At 58.1% G+C, this 24,435-nt stretch carries 26 protein-coding genes and 1 CRISPR repeat array; of the genes, 16 read left to right on the top strand and 10 right to left on the bottom strand.

Going from position 1 to position 24,435, the window contains the following annotated elements; translation table 11 throughout:
• Genes HQL63_08035 through HQL63_08020 form a run of 4 tightly spaced genes read left to right on the top strand, consistent with a single transcriptional unit; the run spans window position 1 to window position 2,271 of the window.
• Window positions 1-423 carry a nucleotidyltransferase substrate binding protein gene (locus HQL63_08035; protein ID MBF0176780.1) on the top strand — a complete coding sequence of 141 codons (423 nt, stop codon included), beginning with the start codon at window positions 1-3 and terminating at the stop codon, window positions 421-423.
• A complete protein-coding gene (locus HQL63_08030) occupies window positions 420-761 on the top strand; it encodes a nucleotidyltransferase domain-containing protein (protein MBF0176779.1) in 342 nt (113 codons plus the stop codon). Before HQL63_08035 ends, HQL63_08030 begins: the two co-directional genes overlap by 4 nt.
• Window positions 762-767: 6 nt before the next feature.
• Window positions 768-1,355 (top strand): hypothetical protein, encoded by a 588-nt coding sequence (locus HQL63_08025; GenBank protein ID MBF0176778.1) that lies wholly within the window; start codon window positions 768-770, stop codon window positions 1,353-1,355.
• Window positions 1,348-2,271, top strand: a complete 924-nt coding sequence (locus tag HQL63_08020) for a hypothetical protein (protein MBF0176777.1) — start codon at window positions 1,348-1,350, stop codon at window positions 2,269-2,271. The genes HQL63_08025 and HQL63_08020 overlap by 8 nt, the downstream gene beginning before the upstream one ends.
• Window positions 2,272-2,368: 97 nt before the next feature.
• A CRISPR array of direct repeats spans window positions 2,369-2,929; the repeat unit is 36 nt; unit sequence GCTGCGGCTTGCGGACACCCCCGGATCTGCTACACT.
• A 62-nt stretch (window positions 2,930-2,991) separates the two neighbouring features.
• Here the strand turns inward: HQL63_08020 and cas2 are convergent.
• Genes cas2 through cas9 form a run of 3 tightly spaced genes read right to left on the bottom strand, consistent with a single transcriptional unit; the run spans window position 2,992 to window position 7,382 of the window.
• The gene (cas2, locus tag HQL63_08015) at window positions 2,992-3,297 is read right to left on the bottom strand and encodes a CRISPR-associated endonuclease Cas2 (GenBank protein ID MBF0176776.1); all 306 of its coding nucleotides are present in this window, start codon (window positions 3,295-3,297) and stop codon (window positions 2,992-2,994) included.
• Window positions 3,298-3,319: 22 nt separating this feature from the next.
• On the bottom strand, window positions 3,320-4,249 hold the full coding sequence (gene cas1 / locus HQL63_08010) for a type II CRISPR-associated endonuclease Cas1 (GenBank protein ID MBF0176775.1): 930 nt from the start codon (window positions 4,247-4,249) through the stop codon (window positions 3,320-3,322).
• Complete coding sequence (gene cas9 / locus HQL63_08005; GenBank protein ID MBF0176774.1) at window positions 4,242-7,382, bottom strand: type II CRISPR RNA-guided endonuclease Cas9; 3,141 nt, start codon at window positions 7,380-7,382, stop codon at window positions 4,242-4,244. The genes cas1 and cas9 overlap by 8 nt, the downstream gene beginning before the upstream one ends.
• Window positions 7,383-7,841: 459 nt before the next feature.
• Between cas9 and cysE the strand changes: the two genes are divergently transcribed.
• From cysE to iscX, 11 genes are read left to right on the top strand one after another with little or no spacing between them, the layout of a single operon-like run.
• The gene (gene cysE, locus HQL63_08000; protein ID MBF0176773.1) at window positions 7,842-8,729 is read left to right on the top strand and encodes a serine O-acetyltransferase; all 888 of its coding nucleotides are present in this window, start codon (window positions 7,842-7,844) and stop codon (window positions 8,727-8,729) included.
• The gene (locus tag HQL63_07995) at window positions 8,726-9,187 is read left to right on the top strand and encodes an Rrf2 family transcriptional regulator (protein MBF0176772.1); all 462 of its coding nucleotides are present in this window, start codon (window positions 8,726-8,728) and stop codon (window positions 9,185-9,187) included. The genes cysE and HQL63_07995 overlap by 4 nt, the downstream gene beginning before the upstream one ends.
• A complete protein-coding gene (locus HQL63_07990; GenBank protein ID MBF0176771.1) occupies window positions 9,184-10,344 on the top strand; it encodes a cysteine desulfurase in 1,161 nt (386 codons plus the stop codon). The genes HQL63_07995 and HQL63_07990 overlap by 4 nt, the downstream gene beginning before the upstream one ends.
• Window positions 10,345-10,359: 15 nt before the next feature.
• Window positions 10,360-11,574, top strand: coding sequence for an IscS subfamily cysteine desulfurase (gene iscS, locus HQL63_07985; protein ID MBF0176770.1), 1,215 nt, complete (start codon window positions 10,360-10,362; stop codon window positions 11,572-11,574).
• A gap of 15 nt (window positions 11,575-11,589) precedes the next feature.
• Window positions 11,590-11,988 carry a Fe-S cluster assembly scaffold IscU gene (gene iscU / locus HQL63_07980; GenBank protein ID MBF0176769.1) on the top strand — a complete coding sequence of 133 codons (399 nt, stop codon included), beginning with the start codon at window positions 11,590-11,592 and terminating at the stop codon, window positions 11,986-11,988.
• Entirely contained in the window at window positions 11,985-12,326 is a 342-nt protein-coding gene (locus tag HQL63_07975; protein MBF0176768.1) for an iron-sulfur cluster assembly accessory protein, read from the top strand. Before iscU ends, HQL63_07975 begins: the two co-directional genes overlap by 4 nt.
• An 18-nt stretch (window positions 12,327-12,344) precedes the next feature.
• The gene (gene hscB, locus HQL63_07970) at window positions 12,345-12,995 is read left to right on the top strand and encodes a Fe-S protein assembly co-chaperone HscB (GenBank protein MBF0176767.1); all 651 of its coding nucleotides are present in this window, start codon (window positions 12,345-12,347) and stop codon (window positions 12,993-12,995) included.
• Window positions 12,996-13,019: 24 nt separating this feature from the next.
• Entirely contained in the window at window positions 13,020-13,259 is a 240-nt protein-coding gene (locus HQL63_07965; GenBank protein ID MBF0176766.1) for a hypothetical protein, read from the top strand.
• Window positions 13,260-13,281: 22 nt separating this feature from the next.
• Window positions 13,282-15,156 (top strand): Fe-S protein assembly chaperone HscA, encoded by a 1,875-nt coding sequence (gene hscA / locus HQL63_07960; GenBank protein ID MBF0176765.1) that lies wholly within the window; start codon window positions 13,282-13,284, stop codon window positions 15,154-15,156.
• A 12-nt stretch (window positions 15,157-15,168) separates the two neighbouring features.
• Complete coding sequence (locus HQL63_07955) at window positions 15,169-15,510, top strand: 2Fe-2S iron-sulfur cluster binding domain-containing protein (GenBank protein MBF0176764.1); 342 nt, start codon at window positions 15,169-15,171, stop codon at window positions 15,508-15,510.
• A 7-nt stretch (window positions 15,511-15,517) separates the two neighbouring features.
• Window positions 15,518-15,718: a Fe-S cluster assembly protein IscX gene (gene iscX / locus HQL63_07950; protein ID MBF0176763.1), complete on the top strand. Its 201-nt coding sequence runs from the start codon at window positions 15,518-15,520 to the stop codon at window positions 15,716-15,718.
• Between the two features lie 52 nt (window positions 15,719-15,770).
• Here iscX and HQL63_07945 read toward each other — a convergent pair whose 3' ends face one another.
• The 6 genes from HQL63_07945 to HQL63_07920 all read right to left on the bottom strand — a co-directional run bounded on the left by HQL63_07945 (window position 15,771) and on the right by HQL63_07920 (window position 23,037).
• Entirely contained in the window at window positions 15,771-16,157 is a 387-nt protein-coding gene (locus tag HQL63_07945; protein ID MBF0176762.1) for a HEPN domain-containing protein, read from the bottom strand.
• On the bottom strand, window positions 16,138-16,461 hold the full coding sequence (locus HQL63_07940) for a nucleotidyltransferase domain-containing protein (protein MBF0176761.1): 324 nt from the start codon (window positions 16,459-16,461) through the stop codon (window positions 16,138-16,140). Before HQL63_07940 ends, HQL63_07945 begins: the two co-directional genes overlap by 20 nt.
• 38 nt (window positions 16,462-16,499) lie before the next feature.
• A complete protein-coding gene (locus HQL63_07935) occupies window positions 16,500-17,438 on the bottom strand; it encodes an RNA-directed DNA polymerase (GenBank protein ID MBF0176760.1) in 939 nt (312 codons plus the stop codon).
• Window positions 17,435-17,758 carry a helix-turn-helix transcriptional regulator gene (locus HQL63_07930; GenBank protein ID MBF0176759.1) on the bottom strand — a complete coding sequence of 108 codons (324 nt, stop codon included), beginning with the start codon at window positions 17,756-17,758 and terminating at the stop codon, window positions 17,435-17,437. Before HQL63_07930 ends, HQL63_07935 begins: the two co-directional genes overlap by 4 nt.
• A 601-nt stretch (window positions 17,759-18,359) precedes the next feature.
• Window positions 18,360-21,869: a response regulator gene (locus HQL63_07925; GenBank protein ID MBF0176758.1), complete on the bottom strand. Its 3,510-nt coding sequence runs from the start codon at window positions 21,867-21,869 to the stop codon at window positions 18,360-18,362.
• Between the two features lie 64 nt (window positions 21,870-21,933).
• Window positions 21,934-23,037: a spermidine/putrescine ABC transporter substrate-binding protein gene (locus HQL63_07920; protein ID MBF0176757.1), complete on the bottom strand. Its 1,104-nt coding sequence runs from the start codon at window positions 23,035-23,037 to the stop codon at window positions 21,934-21,936.
• Between the two features lie 241 nt (window positions 23,038-23,278).
• Here HQL63_07920 and HQL63_07915 point away from each other — a divergent pair, with 241 nt between their 5' ends.
• Complete coding sequence (locus tag HQL63_07915; protein ID MBF0176756.1) at window positions 23,279-23,548, top strand: TMEM165/GDT1 family protein; 270 nt, start codon at window positions 23,279-23,281, stop codon at window positions 23,546-23,548.
• A gap of 424 nt (window positions 23,549-23,972) precedes the next feature.
• On the opposite strand, the gene HQL63_07910 is transcribed toward HQL63_07915, so the two are convergent.
• Entirely contained in the window at window positions 23,973-24,395 is a 423-nt protein-coding gene (locus tag HQL63_07910) for a hypothetical protein (protein ID MBF0176755.1), read from the bottom strand.
• Window positions 24,396-24,435: the final 40 nt, after the last annotated feature.

Genomic DNA, 24,435 nt, shown 5'->3' with positions numbered 1-24,435 from the left:
ATGATCGACCACGATAAGCTGAAAAAATCGCTTTGGCATCTGGAGGTCCAATACGCCAACCATCAGCGGGCACTGGAGCGGCCCGAACTGACCGGGTTGGACCGTGAGGCCATCGCCGAGTCGGTGATCCAGCGGTTCGAGACCTGCTACGACACCTTGTGGAAAAATCTCAAACGTTACCTGGTGGAACTCCTGGGACTGCCGGATGTGCCCAACAGCCCCAGGCCCATTTTCAAACTGGCGGGTCAGAACGATGTGCTGCCTTCCCCCGTGGAGCAGTGGCTGAAATATGCAGAAGCCCGAACCAACACCACTCATGACTACAGCGAAGACAAGGCAGCAGAGCCCCTGTTGATTGTCGGTGAGTTCATCGCGGATGCTGTCAGCCTTTATCGAACGATGACGGGAACACTCTGGGCATGACCGACACCCTGGACATCACGCCACAGCAGCGCGCCATGCTTCTTGCGCTGTTGCGCCATTTCATTCCCGGTGTGACGGTATGGGCCCATGGTTCCCGTGTCAAAGGAAGTGCCCGGCCCTACTCCGATCTTGACCTCGTGGTTTTCACCCACCCCGGCCAACGCCCCCTGATTTCAGAACTCAAGGAGGCCCTGGACGAAAGCAACCTGCCCTTCCTGGTGGACGTGCTGGTCTGGAGTGAATTGCCAGAGAGGTTCCAGCGCACTATCGAGGAGAAGTATGTCGTGGTCCAGGGGGAAAACGAAAAGGCCTCGGAGGGGTTTAGAGGGGCAAGGTAACCAGTCATGACCACTCTCCCTGGCGCCGTTCCCGCATGGAACCATGTCGGCGTGTTGCCGCCAATCATGACGAATGCATTGGGCAACAGTCCAGATCGCTCCCCCTATGCTGTCAAACTGCCTGGACTGGTGGACCACTTTTCCTCCACTCCCGAACGAATCGCCATTTTGAAGGGTCTGCTGCGGTTTCGTGCAGCCCTGCATCGGGCAGGGATCGTCAACGGGTTTCAGTGGCTGGACGGCAGCTTTCTGGAACATGTCGAGATGCTTGAGAGTCGCCCTCCGCGTGATATGGATGTGGTAACTTTCTATCTCCTTCCCGATGGACATAATCAACGATCATTTTCGGAAAGAAATCCCAGCCTGTTTGATCGTCATGCGTGGAAGACCTCGCATAAGGTGGATACCTACTTTATCTCATTGGGCAAACCTACGGATGTCAACAGGGTCAAAGAGATCTCCTACTGGTACAGCATGTGGTCCCATCGCCGCGACGGCCTGTGGAAAGGATTCGTCCAGGTCGATCTCGATCCCGCACGGGACGATGCCGCGCGTGCGATCCTGAACCCCGATGGAGGAGTCAACCATGAGTAACGAGCATCTTTCCATCGCGTCTGAAATCAAGGAACTGGAAGCCATTCTGGCCAGCATTCCCGAGGATGATGTCATTGATCGGATGAGTTTTGAAGCAAGACTTGAAGTCGCCAGGGAGGAGATGGCGACGCTATCCCGGCAAAGTCCCCCGGAAAAGGCCCGATTGACTTTTCGCGGCAAACCCGTATCCGGCAGCCATGGCATTGCTGCGGATTTCGCAACCAAAGCCGCTGGCGCCTTCTCCGACGCCTTTGTTGTTGTGGTCGCCGGATTGAGTGAGGGACTGCGCGCCATGGGGCCGATACCCAACCGGGACAGGAAACAGTTATTAATCACTGGAACCGCCATCAGTTCGTTCGGGTTTGAATTTGAACTTCCTTCACCGCAGCAACCATCGCTGTTTCCCGATGAGGATCCCCGGAACGCCATGGTCAAGCTCCAAACCCTGCTCAGACTGACTGCCGAAGGCAGCGATGACGAGATGGCGGAAATTATCGAAGAGATCCATCCTCGCGCCGTCAGAAAGATCTATGAATTTCTGGATGTTCTGGTTCAGCAACAGGCTTGGTGCGGACTGGAGTTCGCCGACCATTTTTTCCGATATTCAAGCCATAAACAGCTCACGACATCCTGCGAACGTTTGAAGGATGACAACATTCGGGAGCATCAAGAAGAGTTCCTGGGAGAGTTTCAAGGGGTGCTTCCGGCAGGAAGGACTTTTGAATTCAAGCTCTCCGATCAGAATGGATTGATCAGGGGGAAAGTCGATCCAGCGATAGAAGATCCGGACATCCTCAACCGTCAATGGCTTCACAAACCATTGACTGCTAAATTCAATGTGATGCAAGTCGGTCAGGGTCGGCCTCGTTTCACCCTCATGTCGTTGGTTGATTTGCAATCAGGAAATGAAGGCTGATGGCGTCCCTCTCCGTAGCCAAAGTGGAAAGAATTCTGCTCGCCAAACTGCAAACGCTTGGCTACCAGCACGTCAGCATGGAGGAATTCAGGTTTCCCCTGCGGCTTGCGGACACCCCCGGATCTGCTACACTTTTGAACTTCTGCGCGGCAAAATCGTAGTAGCTGCGGCTTGCGGACACCCCCGGATCTGCTACACTCCATCCGTTCGTTGAAGACGCAACCCTGCGCTGCGGCTTGCGGACACCCCCGGATCTGCTACACTGATCCGCCCAACCGTCCGCACGGTTTCGCAGCTGCGGCTTGCGGACACCCCCGGATCTGCTACACTCTTTGAGTCCGCAAGAACAAGCTCTTTATGCTGCGGCTTGCGGACACCCCCGGATCTGCTACACTACCAGGTTGTCGTCAGCGTCTGTGACTCTGCTGCGGCTTGCGGACACCCCCGGATCTGCTACACTATAGATATAGTCCTGGACACGGCTAGTCACGCTGCGGCTTGCGGACACCCCCGGATCTGCTACACTATGGGGGACCGGCTTCCAGACGTGTTCAACGCTGCGGCTTGCGGACACCCCCGGATCTGCTACACTGTGGCTGGCCACCTCCCACGGTCTAGACTGGCTGCGGCTTGCGGACACCCCCGGATCTGCTACACTCGAAGCCCGCCTAACACATTGATGTCAGGCGGGCTTCTGCGTTTTTTCGACTGAAAAAACCATCAGAACAGCATCAGTTGTACCGGAGTCGGGGGCGATTTTTTTTGCGCCCCACCCCAAAAAATCTCCATACGAGAAAATTGTTTATCGGTGATCACCAGGAAACGCACCTCCCCCTCGGCAGGCACCTGCCCCCCCATCCGCCTGATGTGCGACTGGGCGTTTTCATGACTGGCGCAATGCCGCCGGTAGACGGAATATTGCATCATGCCAAAACCATCCTTGAGCAACGCCCTGCGAAAAAGGGTGTAGGCCCGGCGTTGTCGTTTGGTTTCCGTTGGCAGATCAAACAAGGCGATAACCCACATGGTGCGCATCCCGAAAGGTATGTCAAGTATCCGCATCGTCGGTCGCTCCGTCCGGAGGCAACGGCATACCCTCCGGAAAGATGGGATCGGTCCGTTTCTCTGCGAAACAGCGCACCAGGGATACCGCCGTCCTCCCCATGGCCGCCAATAGGGGAAGACGCTCCCCGTCGAAACGGACCGTCTCGTTGAACAGGGCCAACAAGGCCGCTCGTTGTGGCCGGTTGAGTGCAGGGTCGAGCCCCTCCCCGGCATCCACCATCTGCCGCACGCGCCAATCCACCAATGGCCGATAGGGCTCTCCCAGATCGTCGGCCAAGGCAAAGGTGTTACGTTTGGCATGATGGTTGACCCCGAGGGCGGGCAACAAACCTGCTGCGGTCAAGGCGCGCGCCATGGCGGCGCGAAAAACCATGTAGCCATAGTTGAGCAGATGATTGGGCGGCGCGCCCCCCCGCTCACGACGAAAATCCGGCCCCATCAAAAGGGGCCAATAACGCCGCGCCGCCTGCGCCTCCAGATTTTCCGAATCCCCGGAGCGCACCCGGCCCGCCATCGCCAGCAAGGCGCCACCCTCCTCCCCGCGCTCGGCCAGAAGCGCCGCCTGCTGGCACAGTTTGGCCCTGATCGTGGTCTTCCAGATCCCTTTCTTCAAGGGCAGGGACGCCTCCACCTGCGTGCCAATCCGGGCCGCTGATTCATGATGTCCTGCCGCAGGGAGAACAATCCCCGCCGGCAAATGATCCGGCCCACAAAAAATGATGACCGCCCCAAAAGCGTTCAGCGTGACAAACACGCCATGGGTGTAGGTCACCGCCGGGTGCTCGACGAGCAAAATCCCGATATCTTCGCAAGGGATCGAGGCCGCCTCATCATCCCCGCGCTCGATCAGCAGCTGTTGGTGGCGCACGGAGAGGCGCGCCGGAGAGGCCACCTCCACCACTTTTTTAATCATGGGCTTTCCTTACCCGCCCGATGGGATCGACGCTGATCTTGTCGTAACCAGCCTGCAAGAGTGGTTCGGGTTTTTTATAACGCACCCCCGCATCTTTCTCTACACCTTCATCCACACCATTCCCCTTGTTTTTCTTCACATCATTTCCAGCAGTCGTGTGAGAAACATGCACGATCACACCATCTGACCAAACGCTGGTCACCACCCAGAACGAACGCGATCCATCCTGCCCGATCGAAGCCAGCATCTCCCCCTTGCCCAGAGAGAAGACAAACCGCCACCCCTCTCCGAGGTCACGTCGCACCACCGGCTCCCCGCACGATTTTCGCCGTGCCGCCTCAAGCAAACTGACCACCTCATGGCAAACCTTTCCCGCCGCATTTTTGTAGATGGCCATGTGATGGTTTTCACCCGAATCAGCCCAGGAACGTCCCCCTCCCAACCGTGCCATGAGACGCTTTTGTTGCTTTAAAAACAGACGAACTTTGCGAATCTCCCGGTCCGGTTTGCCATCGCGACCCGGGATCACCGGATAACCTTGTTTGAGGGCCTTTTTCAAATCACCGCCAAAACGCTCGGCATGTTGAGTCACGATAGCGCGAACCCGGGCATCCCGGATATCGTCAATCGCCGCCTTGCTGACCGCCTCCAGAGGTTTGCGAAAGACGAACATCGCATACTCACCCTTTTTTCCAGCACTGCTCCCCGTATCCCCATAGTTGGTTTGCTTATGCAGGGGACCGGAGATTTTGCGCCGCACCCGGTGCGACACGACCAGTTGCCCCAAAATCGCCCTGGCCTCCTCGCGCAAGCCAGCCCAGGGAAGCGGAAAAGCCCCGGATCGGGCCTTCTGTTCGCGGGCATGCAGGCGACTCAAGGCCTGTACAGCCGTCGTCGAGGTCAAGGCCACAACCAGGGCATCCACGGCATGGTGCCGATGGTCATCCCGATTTTTCCGGCCCGATGCACTCGGGGGCAGCACCCTTTCCAGACCCCAGAAATGGCGCAACTGGGCCGTCATGGCCCCATTGCGCGTCTCGACCGGCAACTGGGCCACCATCGCCCCATTGCGCGTCTCGACCGGCAAACCCAGCCGAGCCAGAAAATCCCGCACCTCCCGTGCGGCATACCGCGTGTCCTGCAACTGGCGGTCGGCCCATGCGTCAGAACCGATTTCCGAGAAGGTCTCATCCAGAAAGCGCCTCGCCTTGGCCGGGGGCAGGCTCTTTGTCACCCGCTGTTTGATCTCCTCCCAACGCTTTGTATCGCCATGATAAAGTTCCCATGGTGTGCGGTTGCTCTTGCGCAGATTCTCCTCGGTGTCACACAGGGTTTTGTTGCCAAAACCGTTATCCAGGGAGCGGGAGAGTGGACGCATATGCTCGACCTGAAACCGGTCTTGCCCAAACAGGGCGTCGAAGCCGATAGGCTGCCCCGTGTAGGGGCACACCTCCTGACACTCCTTCCACAGCAGCCATTTTTCGATGTCGTCCCGACCTGGTGAAGCAATACCGTTGCTTTCCAGCTCCTTGCGCGCCTCTTCTCTCTCCCCCTCCCTTTTCTTCTGCGTCTTTTGATACTCCAACCTCTGCGCAGGAGATAATTTCAATTCCCTGGCCAATTCAATGCGTATCCGCTGCAAAGGCCCATGGACGACCAACAGGTTGTTCACCACCTTGCGGGTTTCGTTCAATGCCCGCCGCACCGCCGGGTTGCGCGTCTCCGGCTGCTTCCGGGGGTGGGCCGGCAACAGCGAACAGCGCTCCCCCTCCCCATCCGAGCCCGCTGGATAACACGCCTCCTTCGCCTCGTCGTACCGCCTGCCCTCCTCCATCAGGGGAAGCATCCGGCGAATGGCCTTTTCCGAATGGCGCAACCAACCCGGCGGCGGCTCGAATTTTCCCAAAATTTCAGCCTGCTCCCGGGTCAACGCCCATGGGTCCATGGCCTCCTGCACAAAGCGGTTTCGCTCTTCCGCAACCCCCAACAAAGTTCGGATTTCCATGCGCCGCCCGCCAACACGGTGGTAATGAATCTTTTCCAGTTTTGGATACAATTCATCGCGGATCATCGATACATGCGGATGTGTTGCCCACGCCTCCCCCAGGGCCTCTCGTATTTTGGCTTCCACCCGATTGCCAGGCATCTTTTTGGCCTTGCCTTCTTCAAAATTGAAGACCACCCCCTTGATTGGGTGATCCTTCGCCTTCCAGAGGCCGGCAAGGGCCTTGCGCAACCCGCCAAAACTGCTCTCCCCCTGGTTACTCAAATGCTCCAGGAGAACAAGCCTCTCTTCAGCGTCCAGCTCCCGAATTTCCGGCTTTGCCAAACGCAGACTGTTCAAATTCTGCAACAGGACAAAACGTTGGCCAAGCCAGGATCCCCGCGCACAAAGGGGCGCCTCCGGCTCCAGATCACACCTCCCCAAGGTGTTGACCCGCCAAAAAACCGGGCGTTGATGAAAAATGATCCGGTGAATCTCGTCCCGATTCGCTTCGGTCAATATTGTCGGATGGTGGGGAGCCTGGGCCGCCCAGATACGTTCAAACTCCTCCACCACCATCTCACGGCCCAGCCTGCGCCGCCGTTTTTGTTCCTGTCCGGCCAGAAATGTCCCCAGCGTCTGCCCCGCCAACTCCTTGTTCAGGGTTTCAATCGCCTGCTTGACCTTCCCCTCTTCTTTCTCCTTTTTCTCCTTGTCCTCCGCAGTTGGCTCACCACTGACCAACCGGGAACTGGAAAAACCGCGCAACTTGGCAAGATGATACAAGGCACGGCCCAGATGGTGCGGGGGCAGAGGCTCCACCACGGCCCGGGCGCGCAACCCATAAGGTTCCACCCCCATCACCTCACGCCAGCCGGCGGCATCATGAAAGTCCGGCAACAGCCCCAACTTTGTCAGGGCCTTGCCCAAATTCTTCCGTCTGTTTCGCCGCCGCTGCCGCTGCCGCCTGGCCATACGCTCCAGGCGCCGGGTCTGGTTGCGTGGAAGGTGGGTTTTCTCCTCCAACCCTTCGGGAAAAATGCGCACACCCATCGCGACAACCCGGCCTGCCTCCCCTCCCGCATCCTGATCGATCACCGCCCAGCCAAGTGATGTCGTGCCCAGATCCAACCCCAGAATACGTTCCATGGATGACTCCAAAAAAAAAGATTTGCATGATACATGACATCAGGATATGATTACCCTGTGTAGTAGATCCAGGGTTGTTCGCTTGTCGCAGGCAAAATACAGCGTTCACTCTGCGCGGGCTGGGCGCCCCAACGAACGCAACACCGCCCCCCAAACCCCTCCATGAGAGGGGTTTGGCGTTTCAAGCGCCAGGGAACGGGGTTCAGGTGACGCTCCCTCGATCAACGCGCACTGCTGCGGGCGTGCACAATAATACTTGACTATTTACCTAGGACATTGGATCCTCTCCACATGGCTCGGTTCAGGCGGGAGGGGTGTTGTTGGATGTGAAAGCCTTTGTCAGGGCTTCGCCCCGAACCCACCAGGACTCTGTCCTGGACCTGCCAGGGAGCCAGCCCCCTGGACCCCGATGAGATGCCGTGTGGTGAATAGTTGCCAAGAAAGGGAGACCCGGTCAGCATGTTTGCACGCATTCGCAATGATATTCGGGTGGTGTTTGCACGGGATCCGGCGGCGCGCCATGTCCTGGAGGTGCTGCTGTGCTACCCGGGCGTTCACGCCATGCTGGCCTATCGCCTGGCCCACTGGTTGTGGACGCACCATCTCAAACTTGCCGCCCGGATGGTCTCCTATCTGGGACGGATGTTGACGGGGATCGAAATCCACCCCGGAGCCCGGATCGGCCAGGGCTTTTTCATTGATCACGGCATGGGGGTGGTCATCGGCGAAACAACCGAAATCGGCGACAACGTGACCATCTATCACGGCGTCACCCTGGGAGGAACCACCTGGCAGAAAGGGAAACGTCACCCCACCCTGGAAGAGAATGTCATCGTCGGGGCCGGGGCGAAAATATTGGGACCGGTGACCATCGGCAGCAACGCCCGGGTCGGCTCCAACGCCGTGGTGGTCAACAATGTCCCCAGGAATACCACCGTGGTCGGCATTCCGGGCCGGGTCATCGTCAGCAGTCGGGGGGCGAAGGAGAAGGCCGACGCCCTGTTTCCCGCCTATGGCCAGATGGAAAGCATGCCCGATCCGGTCGTCCGGGCCATCACCTGCGTGCTGGAGCAGATGCACCACCTGGATGACCGTATCCAGACCCTGGAAGAGATGAAGGAAAACACAGCGCATGCCTTGGAAAAACATAACGACTTTCCCGAAGGAAAGATGAAAAAATCACCTGCCGGAACCCCGGCGAAGGGAGGCGTGCCCGATTGCCTGCAAGGCGTTGCCAGGTCGAACCAGGCAACCCCGGCGAAAGGGGAGATGCCCGATTGCCTGCAAGGCGTCGCCAGGCCAAATCCAGCGCAACCCGGTGAGATGCAGGGAGGGTGCGGACCATGAAATTGACCACCAAGGGACGTTATGCCGTCTCGGCCATGCTGGATCTGGCCTGTCATACAACCCACGGACCGGCCTCGCTCGCGGAGATCGCCGAACGCCAGGAGATCTCCCTCTCCTACCTGGAGCAACTCTTTGCCAAACTGCGGCGCGGGGGCCTGGTACGCAGTGTGCGGGGACCGGGAGGCGGTTACCTTCTGGCGGGGTCGCCCGCCACCATCAGCGTGGCGGATATCATCCATGCGGTGGACGAATCCATCCGCACCACCGCCTGCGATGCCGCCGACGCAGAGGGTCATGGGTGCGTTCGCTCCAGCCGCTGTATCGCCCACAACCTCTGGGTGGAGTTGGGCGAAAAAATCCATGAATATCTGGAATCGGTCAGACTGGACGGCCTGGCGGAAGCGTATCGGAACAAACGGTCCCGGCCCGACCACAACCCCCTGGAACTCCTGGGATGATCTATCTCGATTACAACGCCACGGCGCCCCTGCGACCGGCAGTCCGGGAGGCCATGCTCCCCTGGCTGGGCGAGCGGTGGGGATCCCCCTCCTCGATCCATACCCCTGGTCGCATGGCCCGTCAGGCGGTGGAACATGCCCGGCGCGCCCTGGCCGGCTTGTTGCGTACCCATGCCAGCCAGGTGCTCTTCACCAGCGGCGGCACCGAGGCCAACAATACGCTCCTGACCGGTTTGGCGGCGGCCAACGACCACGCCGGCGAGATCATCGTTTCAGCCGTGGAGCACCCCTCGATCCTGGAGCCCTGCCAGGCCCTGGCCCGGCGCGGCATCAGGCTCCTGGTCGCCCCCGTCGATGGCCAGGGCGTGGTGGATGCCGATTGGATCACATCAGCCCTGCGACCGGAGACGTTTCTGGTATCGGTGATGCATGCCAACAACGAAACCGGCGTCATGCAACCTGTCGCGGCGATAGGAGCGGCATGCCGCGCCCGGGGTGTCCCCCTGCATGTGGATGCCACCCAGACCGTGGGCAAGGTTGTCGTGGACCTGGAACATCTGCCTGTTGATTTTTTGACCGTATCGGCCCACAAACTGGGCGGCCCCCAAGGGATCGGAGCCCTGATCGTGGATAAACGCCGCCCCATGGAACCCCTGTTGCGGGGCGGAGGCCAGGAGTCGGGACGACGCTCGGGCACGGAAAATGTTCCGGGAATCGTCGGTTTTGGCGCCGCCGTCACTGCCCTCTCGCCCGGCCTGGAGGCCGAGGCCCAACGGTTGCAACAGTTGCGCGCCCATCTCGAAGATGGGCTGCTGGCCGAAATTCCCGAGGGTATCCTCTTCGGTCGGAAAACGGCCCGCCTGCCCAACACCACCCTGCTGGGACTGGAGGGACTGGAGGGCGAAACCCTGGTCATGAACATGGATCTGGCCGGCTTTGCGGTGAGTGGGGGTTCGGCCTGTTCCTCGGGCAGGGTGGCTTTTTCGCCTGTGTTGCGCGCCATGGGGGTGCCGGAAACCCTGGGACGAGGCGCTGTGCGCATCTCCCTGGGTTGGAACAGCCAATTGGCGGAAGTGGATCGATTCATTCAAAGTTTTGCCCGGGTGGTGAGGCGTCTGCGCACCATGTCAGGGGCCTTGCCGGCAACCGGTGGTTGAAAGGAGATAACAACAGTGAAATTGCCCATCTATCTGGATTATCAGGCCACCACTCCGGTGGATCCCCGGGTTTTGGCGAGCATGCTCCCCTGGTTTACCGAAAAATTTGGCAACCCGGCGTCGCGTTCGCACCCCTATGGCTGGGAAGCGGACAAAGCCGTCGAGGCGGCCCGCGAGCAGGTGGCAAACCTCATCGGCGCCGACCCCCGGGAGATTGTCTTCACCTCCGGGGCAACCGAATCGGACAATCTGGCCATCACCGGCGTGGCCCGTTTCAATCGGGAACGAGGGAACCACATCATCACCCTGGTGACCGAACACAAGGCGGTCCTCGATACCTGCCGCCACCTGGAAGCGGATGAAGGATTCCAGGTGACCTACCTGCCGGTGGAACGCAATGGCCTGGTCAACCTGAAAACCTTGGCCGACGCCATCACCGACCAGACCATTCTGGTCTCGATCATGGCGGTCAACAACGAGGTGGGGGTGATCCAACCCCTGGCGGAGATCGGCGCCCTGTGCCGCTCCCGCAAGGTCCATTTTCACTGCGACGCCGCCCAGGGGGTGGGCAAGATCCCCCTGAATGTCGAGACGATGCAGATCGACCTGCTCTCGATCTCGGGCCACAAAATCTATGGTCCCAAGGGGATCGGCGCCCTCTATGTGCGGCGGCGTCCCCGGGTGCGGTTGAAGGCCATCATCCACGGTGGCGGCCACGAACGGGGCATGCGTTCCGGCACCCTCTCCACGCCCCTGATCGTCGGTTTGGGCGCCGCCTGCGCCATCAGCCAGCAGGAGATGCCGGAAGAGAGCCACCGCCTGCTCGCCCTGCGGCAACGACTCTACGACGGCATCACCGCACGCCTAACCCACGTGGAAACCAACGGCGACATGGAACACCGCGTTCCCGGCAATCTCAACATCTCCTTCGGCTATGTCGAAGGGGAGTCCATGATGATGGCCATCAAGGATGTGGCGGTCTCCTCGGGATCAGCCTGCACATCCGCCTCGCTGGAGCCCTCCTATGTGCTGCGCGCCATGGGGATCGGCGAAGATATGGCCCATACCTCCATCCGCTTCGGCCTGGGCCGCCAAACCTCGACCGAAGAGGTGGATTTTGTGATCAACAAGGTCGTCACGGCTGTCGAAAAATTGCGGGAAATGTCCCCCCTGTGGGATATGGTGCAGGAAGGGATCGATCCCAGTACGGTCCAATGGAGTGGACATTGAAACAGGAGAACAGAGATGTCCTATAACGAAAAAGTGCTCGACCACTACGAAAATCCCCGCAACGTCGGGGCGTTGGATAAAAATGCCAGCAACGTCGGCACCGGCATGGTCGGCGCCCCGGCCTGCGGTGATGTCATGCGCCTGCAAATCAAGGTCAACGAACAAGGCGTCATCGACGACGCCAAGTTCAAGACCTTTGGCTGCGGCTCGGCCATCGCCTCCTCGTCGCTGGTGACCGAATGGATCAAAGGCAAAACCCTCGACGAGGCTCTGGCCATCAAAAATACCCAGGTCGCCGAAGAGTTGGCCCTGCCGCCGGTCAAAATCCACTGCTCGGTCCTGGCAGAAGACGCCATCAAGTCCGCCATCCAGGATTTTCGCCAAAAACAACAGAACAAGGAGTCAAAAACATGAGCGATCCAGCCCGCTCGATCACCATGTCCGAACAGGCTGCCGACAAGGCCAAACAGATGCTCGCCAAGCGTGGCACCCCGAATGGAGCCATCCGCATCGGCGTGACCACCTCCGGTTGCTCGGGCATGTCCTATAAATTGGAGTTTTGCGACACCGTGGCCACGGAGGATCACGAATTTGACTGCCGGGGCGTGCGTGTCGTGGTGGATGACAAATCCCTGCTGGTCCTGAATGGGACCATCGTCGATTTCGAGACAGCGCAGTTTCGCTCTGGATTCAAGTTTGTCAATCCTCTGGAAAAAGAACGGTGCGGGTGTGGGGAATCGTTCAAAGTGTGACAAACGGATGGGTGATCCATGACACACCTCAGGAGTTGCTGGTCTTGTGGGGCGACGGTGGCTCTGGAACCGTTTTGTCCCGGTTGCCGGGCCATCCAGCCCCCGGATCCGGGTGCGGACTACTTTGCCCTGCTGGAGGTGCCACGCTCTTTCCAGGTGGAGCGCAGCCGGGCGGAACAAATCTATCGGGAGAAGCAGCAGCAACTCCACCCCGACCGTTTTGCGCTGCGCTCCGCCCAGGAACGGCGTTACTCCCTGGAGCAGGTGACCCAACTGAACGATGCCTGGCGCACCCTGCGCGACCCCCTGCAACGGGGCGAATACCTGTTGCAAACCCTGGGTGGATCACCCTCTCCAGATCCGGCCAAAAGAGGTGACAACATGGCTGGCGATCCTGAATTTCTCATGGAGGTCATGGAGATGCGGGAAGAGTTGGCCACAATCGACCCGGCAAGCGACCCAGGCGGTCAACGACTGGCCAAACTCCGCCTGGATGTTGAACAACGCATCAAGGCCGAGATAACCACCCTGGATGCCGTTTTTGCCACCGCTTTGGCAGCGGCGCCCGCCCCTTCAGCGTGGGCAACCGCCGGGCAGCATCTGAACCGTTTGCGTTACCATCTGCGCTTCATGGAAGAGGTGGATCGTTTGGAGGAACAAGCCATTTGAGTGTGTGACATACCGGAGAACAACATGACCATGTCGATTCGATTGGACTCAGCTTTGGAAGCGCGTATGGCACAAGAGGCAAAACGGCTTGGCCTGACTGAGTCGACCTTCGTCACTGACACCCTGGAACGGACCCTTGGCCTCAAAAGTCCGGCTGACCTGTTGAGCGCTGTACGCAGCAACACCCCCATGGGCGACCCGGATGCATCAAGGGATGTCTCGGAGAAGATCAAGGTCAGGTTGCGTGAAAAGTGTTCTCCTTGACGCTACGGAATCGAGGGAAAATATGGATGTGTTGATGGATATCGCCGAACCCGGCGCCGCCCCAAAACCACACGACGCACGTCCCATCGAGCCGCGCCGCGTGGTGGGCATCGATCTGGGCACGACCTTCTCCCTGGTGGCAGCCATGAACCTGCAAGGGGCGCCGGCCTGTATCCCCGATGGTGCGGGTCATCTCTCCCTCCCTTCGATCGTCCACCTGGGGGCCGACGGCAACGTCCTGGTGGGCCGGGAGGCGCATCCACTGGCCATCACCCATCCGGAAGAGACCATCGTTTCGGTCAAGCGGTTCATGGGCCGGGGGTTGGCGGATGTGCCGGCAGGTGGCTATCGCCTGGAGGCCGGCGCGGGTGGCATGGTCAGGTTTCATGCCGGTGGGCGTGGGTGGTCGCCGGTGGAAATCTCAGCAAAAATATTGGAAAATTTAAAAAAACGCGCCGAAGCCACCCTGGGTGGGCCGTTGTATGGTGCGGTGGTCACGGTTCCGGCCTATTTCGATGATGCCCAGCGGCAAGCCACCAAAGATGCCTGCCGCCTGGCCGGCCTGGAGGTGCTGCGCTTGGTCAACGAACCCACCGCCGCCGCGCTGGCCTATGGCCTGGACCAAAACCGGGAGGGGGTGTACGCCATCTACGACCTGGGGGGCGGCACCTTCGATATTTCCATCCTGAAACTGACCCAGGGGGTCTTTCAGGTGATGGCCACCGGGGGCAACTCGGCGTTGGGGGGAGATGATTTTGATCGTCGCCTGGGCATGTTGTTTTTGCAGGAAATGGAGCTGACCTCCCCCACTCCGGGACAACTGCATGGCGCGTTTCAGGAAGCCCGGCGGGTCAAAGAGGCCCTGACCACGGCAGCCATGGTTGAGGCGAATCTGGCTTTTCCCGATGGGCGTTCCTATCGCCGGGAGGTGGGACGCGCCGAATTTGCCGCCCTGACCCAGGAGTACGTGCGCGCCACCGGTGTGCCCTGTCGGCGCGCCCTGAAGGACGCCGGAGTCACCCCGGAAGATCTCCAGGGGGTGGTCCTGGTCGGCGGCTCCACCCGCATGCCGACCATTCGGGATTTTGTGGCCGACCTGTTCAAACAGGAGCCGCTGGTCGATCTGGACCCCGACCAGATCGTCGCCCTGGGAGCAGCCATCCAGGCTGACCTGCTGGCAGGCCGACAACGTTCGGATGTGCTGCTGCTGGATGTGACCCCCCTCTCCCTGGGGCTGGAAACCATGGGCGGCCTGGTGGAAAAGGTGGTGCCGCGCAACAGTCCCATCCCGACCGCCCGGGCGCAGGAGTTCACCACCTTCAAGGATGGACAGGGGGCCATGGCCATCCATGTGGTGCAGGGGGAACGGGAAACGGTCGAGCAGTGCCGATCTCTGGCCCGGTTTGAGTTGCGGGGCATTCCCCCGATGGTGGCCGGGGCGGCGCGCATCCGGGTCACCTTTCAGGTCGATGCCGATGGCCTCCTGACCGTATCCGCCCGGGAACAAACCACCGGGGTGGAACAATCCGTGGCCGTCAAACCCTCCTATGGTTTGGGTGACGGCGAGATTGAACGCATGTTGCGGGAGGCCCTGGAACATGGCGAAGAGGATTTGCAACGCCGCCATCTCCAGGAGGCACGGGTCGATGCCGAACGAGTTCTGGTCGCCCTCCAGGCCGCCCTGGCCACCGACCGGCACCTGTTGACCGACGCCGAATGGCAACCCATCGAGGCCAGCATGCTGGCTCTGCGTGCAGCCATCGGGCAGGAGAATCATCATGCCATCCTGGATCGCATCCAGGATTTGGATCGGGCCACAACCTTCTTCGCCCAGCGGCGCATGGATCACAACATAAAAGCTGTCATGACCGGTCGCCAACTGACTGACTTTGAATAGGACTATCCAACCATGCCCAGGATCACCTTTCTGCCCATGCAACAAACCGTGGAGGTGGAGGCCGGTATCTCCCTCCTGGAGGCCGCCCACGAACACAACCTCCCCCTGGAGGGGGCCTGCGAGGGTTCCCTGGCCTGCTCGACCTGCCATGTGATCGTTGACCCGGAGTGGTTCGACCGTTTGGAGGAGGCTTCCGAGGAGGAAGAAGATGTGCTGGACGAGGCTTTCGGATTGACCCCCACCAGCCGCCTGGCCTGTCAGGTGACGATCAGCGATGCCCTGGACGGGTTGCGGGTCACCATCCCGACCTACACCGTCAACATCAGTGTGGACAAAAACAAAAAAGGAACATGAGATGCCCATGCAACTGAAGTGGACCGATGTCTCCGACATCGCCCTCGCCCTGGCCGACAGCAAGCCGGATGTGGATCCCCTCTCGGTGCGTTTTACCGATCTCATGCAGTGGGTGTTGGCGTTGCCCGGTTTTTCCGACCCGCCGGAGCGGTGCAACGAGAAAATCCTCGAAGCCATCCAGATGGCGTGGTTGGATGAGAGGGCGTGAGGGAAAGCTATGTTGTGCCGCCTTTCGTTTCGGTGGTGGCATCTCTTGCGCTTTACCCCACCAATGTTCCAGACCACTCCCTCAACGTCGTCACCAAGGCAGTTATCGACTCACGATCGGGAAGGTCGGCGGTTTCCTCGTCGTAACGGAAATCCACGGCGCAAGGATTCAATACGGCCAAACGCTCATCCAAAACGGGCAGAGTGACGCCATTATCGCGCAAGAGGCGCGTCAATACCGTAAGATCATGGGTGCGTCGGAATTCGATGCGATTTTGGAACAGAACAGCCTTGAGGCACTTCTCCACGGCCTGTTGGGCGTGAAAACAGGCAGATACGAGGGAGGACCGAGGAGCATCCCGCAAAGTCTCGAAAGCGGCGATATCCCGGTCCGCCAACCGAAGAGACCGCAGGGCTTCCTCAATGTGCGGTAGATTCATACATCACCCGCCCTTCCCTGAGCGCCCAATAGATGACCGTTCCGGGAACCTGGCCCCGCCGATTGGCTTCTTCCTCGGTGAATATCAACACGTCCACGCCGGTCCCAATATCCCCCACCGCGTCTCGGAGCGCAACTCGATCTTGGCTTGTCATGGTGGAGTTCGGTTCAATAATCATGAAGTCCAAGTCGGAATCGTCGGTAGCCTCGCCGGTGGCATAGGAACCGAACAGGATCACCTTGGCCGGTTTGGCTATATTGACCAACCGGTTTACGGCTTCGGAAATGGTATATTCGTTTACCATAATTCAACTCCAAAATACTTTGCAGATGCGCTTCTATTTCAACATCCGTCATTTTGTCTGCCACAATATAACATTTTATTCACTTCTTGACACAAAGAAGTTGCCTTGTTCTTCCACCTTGGCTCAATTTGTGATGCCTCATTGACCCTTCCGAGTAGAGACTGAAAGATTTTCAATTTCTGCTTTTCATCCAAGCTGGATTGGAATTTCGCAAAATCCTCAGCAATTGCCTGGTGCCGTTTGTTAGGTAGCTTCATCCCATCACCGGTAACTACGACACCAGTAACAATTCTTGGTACCCCAGGAGCAAAACAATGGATCTTGTGGGTCTTCAATCCATGCCGATGAATGATCAGCCTCACCTCGTATAAAAATTTGCGCGTTACACTCCTCCCAGAAAAGCACATGTCATCCACATAGCAGGTCATCACTGCCCCACGCTTCCTGGCCAACTGTTCGATTTCCCCAAACATGTCCAGGTGGGCATAAAATGACAAAATCGGACTGACACTGCTTCCAGTCGGCAGGTGACCGTACACTGTGAGAACCTTGGACAGCACAGCCGCGACATCAGGGCTACACCCCATTGTTTTGAGGAAAAAGCTTTTGACGGACTGTACCGTGACAGATGGAAAAAACTTCCTGATGTCCACCTTCACCAGTGCCGTATCGCCCGAATGAGCTTTGGCATTAGACAGATACGACCGACCTTTGATGGCTGAGTGCAGATAATTAGGCGTCTCTATCCGAGCAAGAAGGTCGCAAACGCGTTTATGAATACGCTGTAGGCATGGTATTGGCCATTGGATAGGTCGAGCCTTGCCTCCCCTCCTGATCTCGAACAGTCTATAGTTCTCATCAGCCTCATTTTGGGCAAACACCTCCAGATCCTTGAGTCCCAATCCCAGAATATTAGCAAGCTTCTTTCTGGATCTGAGTTTGAAGAAAGGTGACTGGTTCAGGGGATGACGATTCACCTCTTTCCTCTCCCATCTACCGTCTTATCAAACTCAGAAACCGAGACCAACCAGTCCAACATTTTGATGACCTTTTCTGCGACAACTTCCCGAATGTCGTCACCTGCTTTTTGATTCGCTGATTGCTCGGCAAAAAAGAGAAGAGACGAGAGGGGCATGCTGAAGTAGGAAGCATACTTCTCCAGTACGTCCATGGAGACCTTTTTACGACCTGACTCAATTTCGGAGATATACGACTTCGAGAGGCCGGTTCCCTGGGAAACCTGGACTTGGTTCTGGCGGTGGAATAGCCGAACCATCTTTAGAGCTTCGTTGAGCATAGGACTCATTCTTATGTGAAAGTTGGTCAGGAGTCACCGAACAGTTCCCGAATGTATGCAATCAACTTGACGATAGCCATCGCTACCCTGATCACAGCCATCAGTACGTGCGGCCTAACCAAGGCCCGGCCAATCCACCGTAATGCACGCCTGCCCGGCTCCCCTCGTCTGTTGCTTGACGGAGTATCTGACCTGTTCATATCTCATCTCCCTGAATGCACCCTGTGCAGGATTGCGCAGAGCGTCGCGAACATTCAGAGATGGAAGTCAGACGAGGGTTTACTCCTAACCGATTTCGATCAAAGCCGCATCTCGACGGCTTTGATTAAACCCTTTCCCGATACTCCGTACCGCGCAACGGCAACACTCGCGTGCAGCCATCGACACAGAGTCACAGTGCCGGGGGTGGTCAAGGTAGGGGCCGAAGCCCCCGCGAACCGCTTAAGCGATTCCATGGAAATGCGACATCTTCCCTACCAAGCATGACATAACTATATCAGGGTGACTCTCTGATCGCAAGAAAAATTCGCTGCCAGCGAACATACTCGAACTCGATGAAGAAGGGAATAGGTAAGTCATCACCGCAATCAGGCCAGACAAATCAATCGGACGAAACAGGCACGCCAAGCCTCTGGGCAAGATCGTGCAGAGCAACGTGTGCAGCAGGGAAGTCAAAGTTCCCGAGCGCCTCCTCCAGACGTGCAAAAACATCCCGCAGGCCCTCGGAGCCCTGCAATAACGGCTTGAGGGCATCGAAAACGCTTTGTGATTCGGCATCCGCACCCTGGATCAGGGTGTCGAGGTTGCGTAAAAGAGGCGTGATGACTTGTGCATCGACAACTTTGGTCAAAGAAGGAGGATCTTCCTTCTGCGCAAGATCGACCCTCGCCTCATCCACCCATGCACCGATCGCGTGCAAAACCGTCGTGTGCGCCTTGTCGTAAACCTCCAGCAACTGGGGCCATCGTTGCTGTTGGTTGTCGCGGATGCCAAGTTCCAGATCCCGCGCCGCATGAAACAAATCCTGCGCCGAGAGGTTCCCTGCAACCCCTTTGACAGAGTGCGCCAGGCGTCTGGCCTGCTGCCACAACTCCGGGTTTTCCGAGCGCAGGTTTTCACGGATCGTTGCCACGGTGTGGGAAAAATCACGGTGAAACTCCAGCAGGATGGAACTCAGAATGGCGTGGTTATGGTTGATGCGTTCCAGGACGGAATCCAGGTCGATCCCGGCAAGGGTGGCGGGAAGTTGAGTTTGGCCAGTCGGGAGGGGCGTCGCAGCAGGTCTGACAACCGGCCCGCTACACTTACCCGGATCGATCCAACGTACCAGGGTCGTAAAAAGCTGCTTGCGGTCAATCGGCTTGGTCACATGGTCATTCATGCCGGCGGCGAGACATTTTTCCCGGTCACCGGACATGGCATGCGCGGTCATGGCAATGATGGGGGTCTGTGCATGGCGCGGATTGTGGCGCATGCGGCGAGTCGCTTCATAACCATCCATTTCCGGCATCTGAATATCCATCAAAATGGCAGCGTAATCCGTGGCAGTGACCTTTTGTAATGCTTCCAAACCGTTGGCAGCCGTCTCCACGTGCAGCTCGGCCAGACTCAATATCTCCCTGGCCACCTGTTGGTTGATCTCGTTGTCTTCCACCAGCAACACCCGGGCCCCGCCGATCGACCTGGTGACTTCCTGGAGATCGATGAAGTCAGCTTGCTGGCGCTGAGGCTTGACCACCTGTTGTCCCAAGACACCCACAATCGTATCAAACAAGGTCGAACAATCGGCAGGTTTGGTCAACATGGCATCGACACCGACCGAGCGTGCCTCAAGGCGGATCTTCTCCTCCTGCCCAGAGGGGACCATCAGAATCGACTTTGGACGTTGCCCGGCAGGGAACAACTCCATCAGTTGTCGTAGCGTGGCGGCACCATCCAGGCCCGGCATCGCCCCATCGATCAGGAACACATGCCAGGCAGACCCTGACACAACATCCCGCTGCACCATAGAGACCGCTTCCTCGCCAGATCCCACGGCATGGGCAGTCAACCCAAACAGTGTCAGCATCTCCAGCAGGGATTCCCGAACAGCTGCCGTATCATCAACGACCAGGATTCGATGAGAAACAAACTCCGCAGGAAGAACCATGTCACCAGTGACAGGTTCAGGCTGGCGCAAAAAACTGGCCGTAAAACGAAAGGTGCTCCCCTCGCCAAAATGGCTCTCCACCCAGATGTTCCCCCCCATCATGGCCACCAGACGTCTGGAAATAACCAAACCCAACCCTGTGCCCCCAAACTTGCGCGTGGTGGAGGAGTCGGCTTGCGAAAAGGGGGCGAACAGCTTGGAGGTCTGCTCCGCAGTCATGCCGATTCCGGAGTCACGGACGGAAAATTCCAAGGTGACATCCCCGACCCCTTCCTGCACGGTTTGCACGCGCAGCTCGATTTCACCCCGGGCCGTAAACTTGACGGCATTGCTGATCAGGTTCAACAAAACCTGCTCCAGTCGCAATGAATCACCTACGAGTGCATCATGACATGCACCGGCAGTCCGAATGATCCATTCAATATTTTTTTCGGCAACCTTGGCCCGGAAAAGATCCACGACATGTTCCAGAACCTCGCGCAGCAAAAAATGATGGGACTCCAGATCCAACTTTCCGGCCTCTATTTTGGAAAAGTCCAAAATATCGTTGATGATATGCAAGAGGGATTGGGACGCACGGGTTATCTTGGTCAGATAGTCATGGGCCTGTGGATGCAACCGGGTTTGCAGAGCGAGTTGGGAAAGGCCGATGATGGCATTCATGGGGGTGCGGATTTCATGGCTCATGTTGGCCAAAAATTCGCTTTTGCCGCGGCTTGCTGACTCGGCGGCCTGCTTGGCAAGGACCAGGTCATCCATGGAGCGTTGCAGCTCCTTGTTGATCACGCTCAACTCTTCCGTGCGTTCGGCCACCTTCCCCTCCAGATGCAGGGTATGATCCCGCATCTCCCGGTGCAGGTCGCGAAGATCCTCCACCATTTTGTGGAAGGCCATGACCAAAAGTCCCAACTCGTTTTTTTGCCGTGACACGGGAAGCGCAACGTCCAGGTTGCCACGGCCTATCTCCTGGCTGACCCGCGAGAGTCGAACAAGGGGTGTGACAATCTGGTGTTGCAAAACAACATAAATAGACAAAAGAAGAAAAAAGATGGCGACGATCATGATACCCACGATGGAGACGTAGAGATCCCGGCTCCCTTCCGTGAGAATCTTCTCGTCAAGCGCAATGAACAAGTGGATGTTATGGGCAAGTGATACCCCCTTGATCAGATAGCGTGTCAGATTCCAATCGACGTAGCCAAAATCCTTGCTCTCGGCCAAGGGATGCAGAACGGCCCAGACATCTGGAGGAATGACCTCCGGCAGGGAACGCCAGGTCGGCCCTGCGTAGACCCGCCCCTCTTCGTTGGTAAAAAAAGCAAATCCGTTCCTGCCCACACGCAGATTGTTGACCTGGGATGTCAAGAAGTCGGGCCGGACGGTCAGGGCCAGATAGGCAGCAAGGGGAGGTTTTCCCACACCGCTCCTTTCAAAGCTCGTCGCCTTGACCAGTTTGGCAGCAAACAGGGCAGGTCGATTGTTGTCAGGATTGATATAAAACTCGACATGAATCTTCTCCCCCGCCTCTTTCAACCCCTTGAAGTAAGGCATGTGACTTTCATTGTCGCTATCATTCATCACATCGCTGGCGGCAAAACGCGCCTCTTCCACGCCATGGGGATCGATGAGGCGAATTTCCTCATATTCCGGAAAGGCGTCTGCATAATCGGCAAACGTCTGCAACAGGGGCTCCTGCAACACGGCATAGCGAGTCGCCGCATCCTCAACAGCAATGTAGTTGGTGAGCGTTTTGGCCCGCGCAAACAGGGAAAGATTGGAACGAATGGTGGCAAGATGGTTCTTGGAGTTGATCTCGATCTGTTGCAGGAGGTTGTCGATCTCCGCAATGGCGATCTGTCTGCGCGTGTCCACGGTATACGACACAGCCACCCATCCCAGGACGACAAGCGGCACAATCACCATGGGCAGCAGAGTGAGCGCCAACTGCCAACGCAATTTCACGATGAGCCATCCTCTATCCGGGACAACCGTCCAGCACCCACCCAAAAAACGATTGAAAAACAGGTTACTCCTTGCGCATCAACTGCACCTGGAGGTTTTTGAAAAATCGCGTCACTTTGGGCGGCGGATTTTTGGGAAACTCCGAACGATCAAGAACCTCCTGCGGGGGGTAAATGGTCATGTTACCTCGATGTTGCGCCGAGAGAAAGGGGTTGACGCCATCGTTGACCGAGGCATAGTTGGTGAATTCAGCCAACCGGGCGGCGTTTTGTGGCTGGTGTAAAAAATGGATGAACCTTGCGGCAAGATCCTTCCTTTTGGATGCCGCCAGGATGGCGAAGCAATCTTCCCACAACAGGGTGCCTTCCTTGGGTATCACGAAACCAATGTTGGCATTTTGTTTGGCCAGGGTGACGGCATCGCCGTTGAACAACAGCGCCATCCAATACTGCCCGGTGATCAAGGGCGACTGCTCTCCCAACCCGAGATAGCCATAGGTGTGAACAAACGGTTTCTGTTCCCGCAGGAGTCCCGCCGCCTCCTTGAGGCTTGGGTCGGTAAAATCGTTCATGGAGCGCCCTGTCGCCTTCATGGCCAGGGTCCGCATCACCATGGCATCACTGAGCATGAGCAGACGCCCTTTGGCTTCCGGTATCGGGCGGAAAAAATCCATCCAACTCGTGATTTCTTTCTTCAACAAATCCTTGCGATAACCGATGCCAAATGTCCCCCATTGCCAGGGAACGGCATAACGGTCTGTCTCCGGGTAGGTCGTGCGCCATTTGTTGGGTATATGCGCCAGGTTGGGAATCTTTTCCTCCTCGATAGGCGCCAGCCACCCGGACCGTGCATAAGCCTCGATATCCTTGGCCTGAACAACAACGACATCAAACCCCACCCCACTGGTTTGGGCGAGAAGGCCATCACGTTCGTCTTCGGTCTGAAAAAAGACCTCGCGTATGTGAACCCCCGTCTCCTGCTCGAATTGGGCCAGGAGGCTCTTGTCCATGTACTCGGCCCAGTTGAGCAGGACCAGTTCCTCAGCCGGGCCAGCCAGTGATGGGGCAACACACAACAGCAATCCCAGGCCACACCCGAGAACGCACTGCCCCAGACAAGCCCAAATGCGCAGCCAGGCCCACTTCTCCCAACTCCTCTTCCCCAGCATGACCCCTCCCCTTCCTTTCTTTCCCGCCGATCCGACACAGAATCGACCACCCGCAACAGATCCAACCTCCCACACCCCCTGCGCCGTTCAGGCTACCACTCCCTCTACCGACTTGCACGGATCCTGTTGTTTGTCCTTGTGGAGTCGGGTAGGGTGGCAAACCTGTCTGGTGCAGCGGAAAGGCGCAATCGCTCCTCCCGCCTCTGCCCCGGCCTTTCAATCACTCCCGGAGGATTGTTCGATGGACAGCAAGCTCCTGTTGACCGTTTTTACCACCGTTTTCCTCGCGGAACTGGGCGACAAGACCCAACTGGCCACCCTGCTGTTCGCCGCCGACGGCAAAAGCAGCCGCTGGGTGGTCTTCCTCGGCGCCTCCCTGGCCCTGGTCGCCACATCCGCCTTAGGCGTCCTGGCCGGCGGAGCCATCGCCCGCTTCGTATCACCGGAAACATTGAAACTGGTGGCAGGGGTCGGGTTTATCGTGATCGGGGTGTGGACGATTTGGAAGTGATATGAGGGGTCAGGGCAATCGCATTTGGAACACACGGAAAGGACTCGGGATCCAGGGGGCTGGCTCCCTGGTGGGTCCAGGGCAGCGCCCTTGCTGTGCAACATATTGATATTGAACTATTGTTTCAATAATGTCGGGGCGTTTACCGGGTACAGGGGATTCCGAGGAGTTGGAAGGCCTCCGTTTGGAAAGGGGTGGGCTGGGCAAATTTGAAGAAGGTGACAGGGTGTTTGGGGTCTGGCAGCATCTGACAACGGTTGCGGGCCAGGGATTCCAAATTCTGGAGCAAAGTCTGGAAGCTGTGCAGGGTGAAGCCGCTCCGAGAGCGTCGCGTGCCGGAACGCTTTCTCCACCTTGCCCAGGTTCTTGTATTGCTGCACCACGTCGGCGGCTTCCAGGTTTTCAGCAGGGATGTCGCCGCGGATCACAACAGAGGCCATCCAGGGCGATCTCCTCGGCAATGGAGGCGGTGTTGCGCTGGAAAGAGACCATCCCCCACGATCACGTTTTGCCATTCAAACCGCTCCTTGAGTTTGGCGATTTGGGTGCCCAACGTGGACGGGTCGGCGGTGTTGCCTTGAAAAACCTCCAAAGCCTCCAGATGGTGCGAGGGAGGGACGCGCAGGTCGTCGAGCGTGGATGCCGCGACGCGCAGGTCGTCGAGCGTGGATGCCGCGTCGATCCGGTCCAGGCGCATCCTGGCCCGCTTCAGGAGGTCATGGGGAAACCGCTTCGCGGCCTGCCCATGAAACACTCTCTCGGTGACCTTGCAGCGAAAGCTCTCGGTCATCGGCCAGTGATAACGCACCGCGTTATGTATGGCCAGAAGAAAGCAGGGCAATCGCATTTAAAATGGCATGCTGCTGACCCAATTTTTTAAAACCTGC

The organism is Magnetococcales bacterium (genome assembly GCA_015231175.1).
GTDB lineage: Bacteria > Pseudomonadota > Magnetococcia > Magnetococcales > DC0425bin3 > HA3dbin3.
Note: the sequence above shows the minus strand (reverse complement) of the source record. Positions and strands in the feature narration are given on the sequence as shown.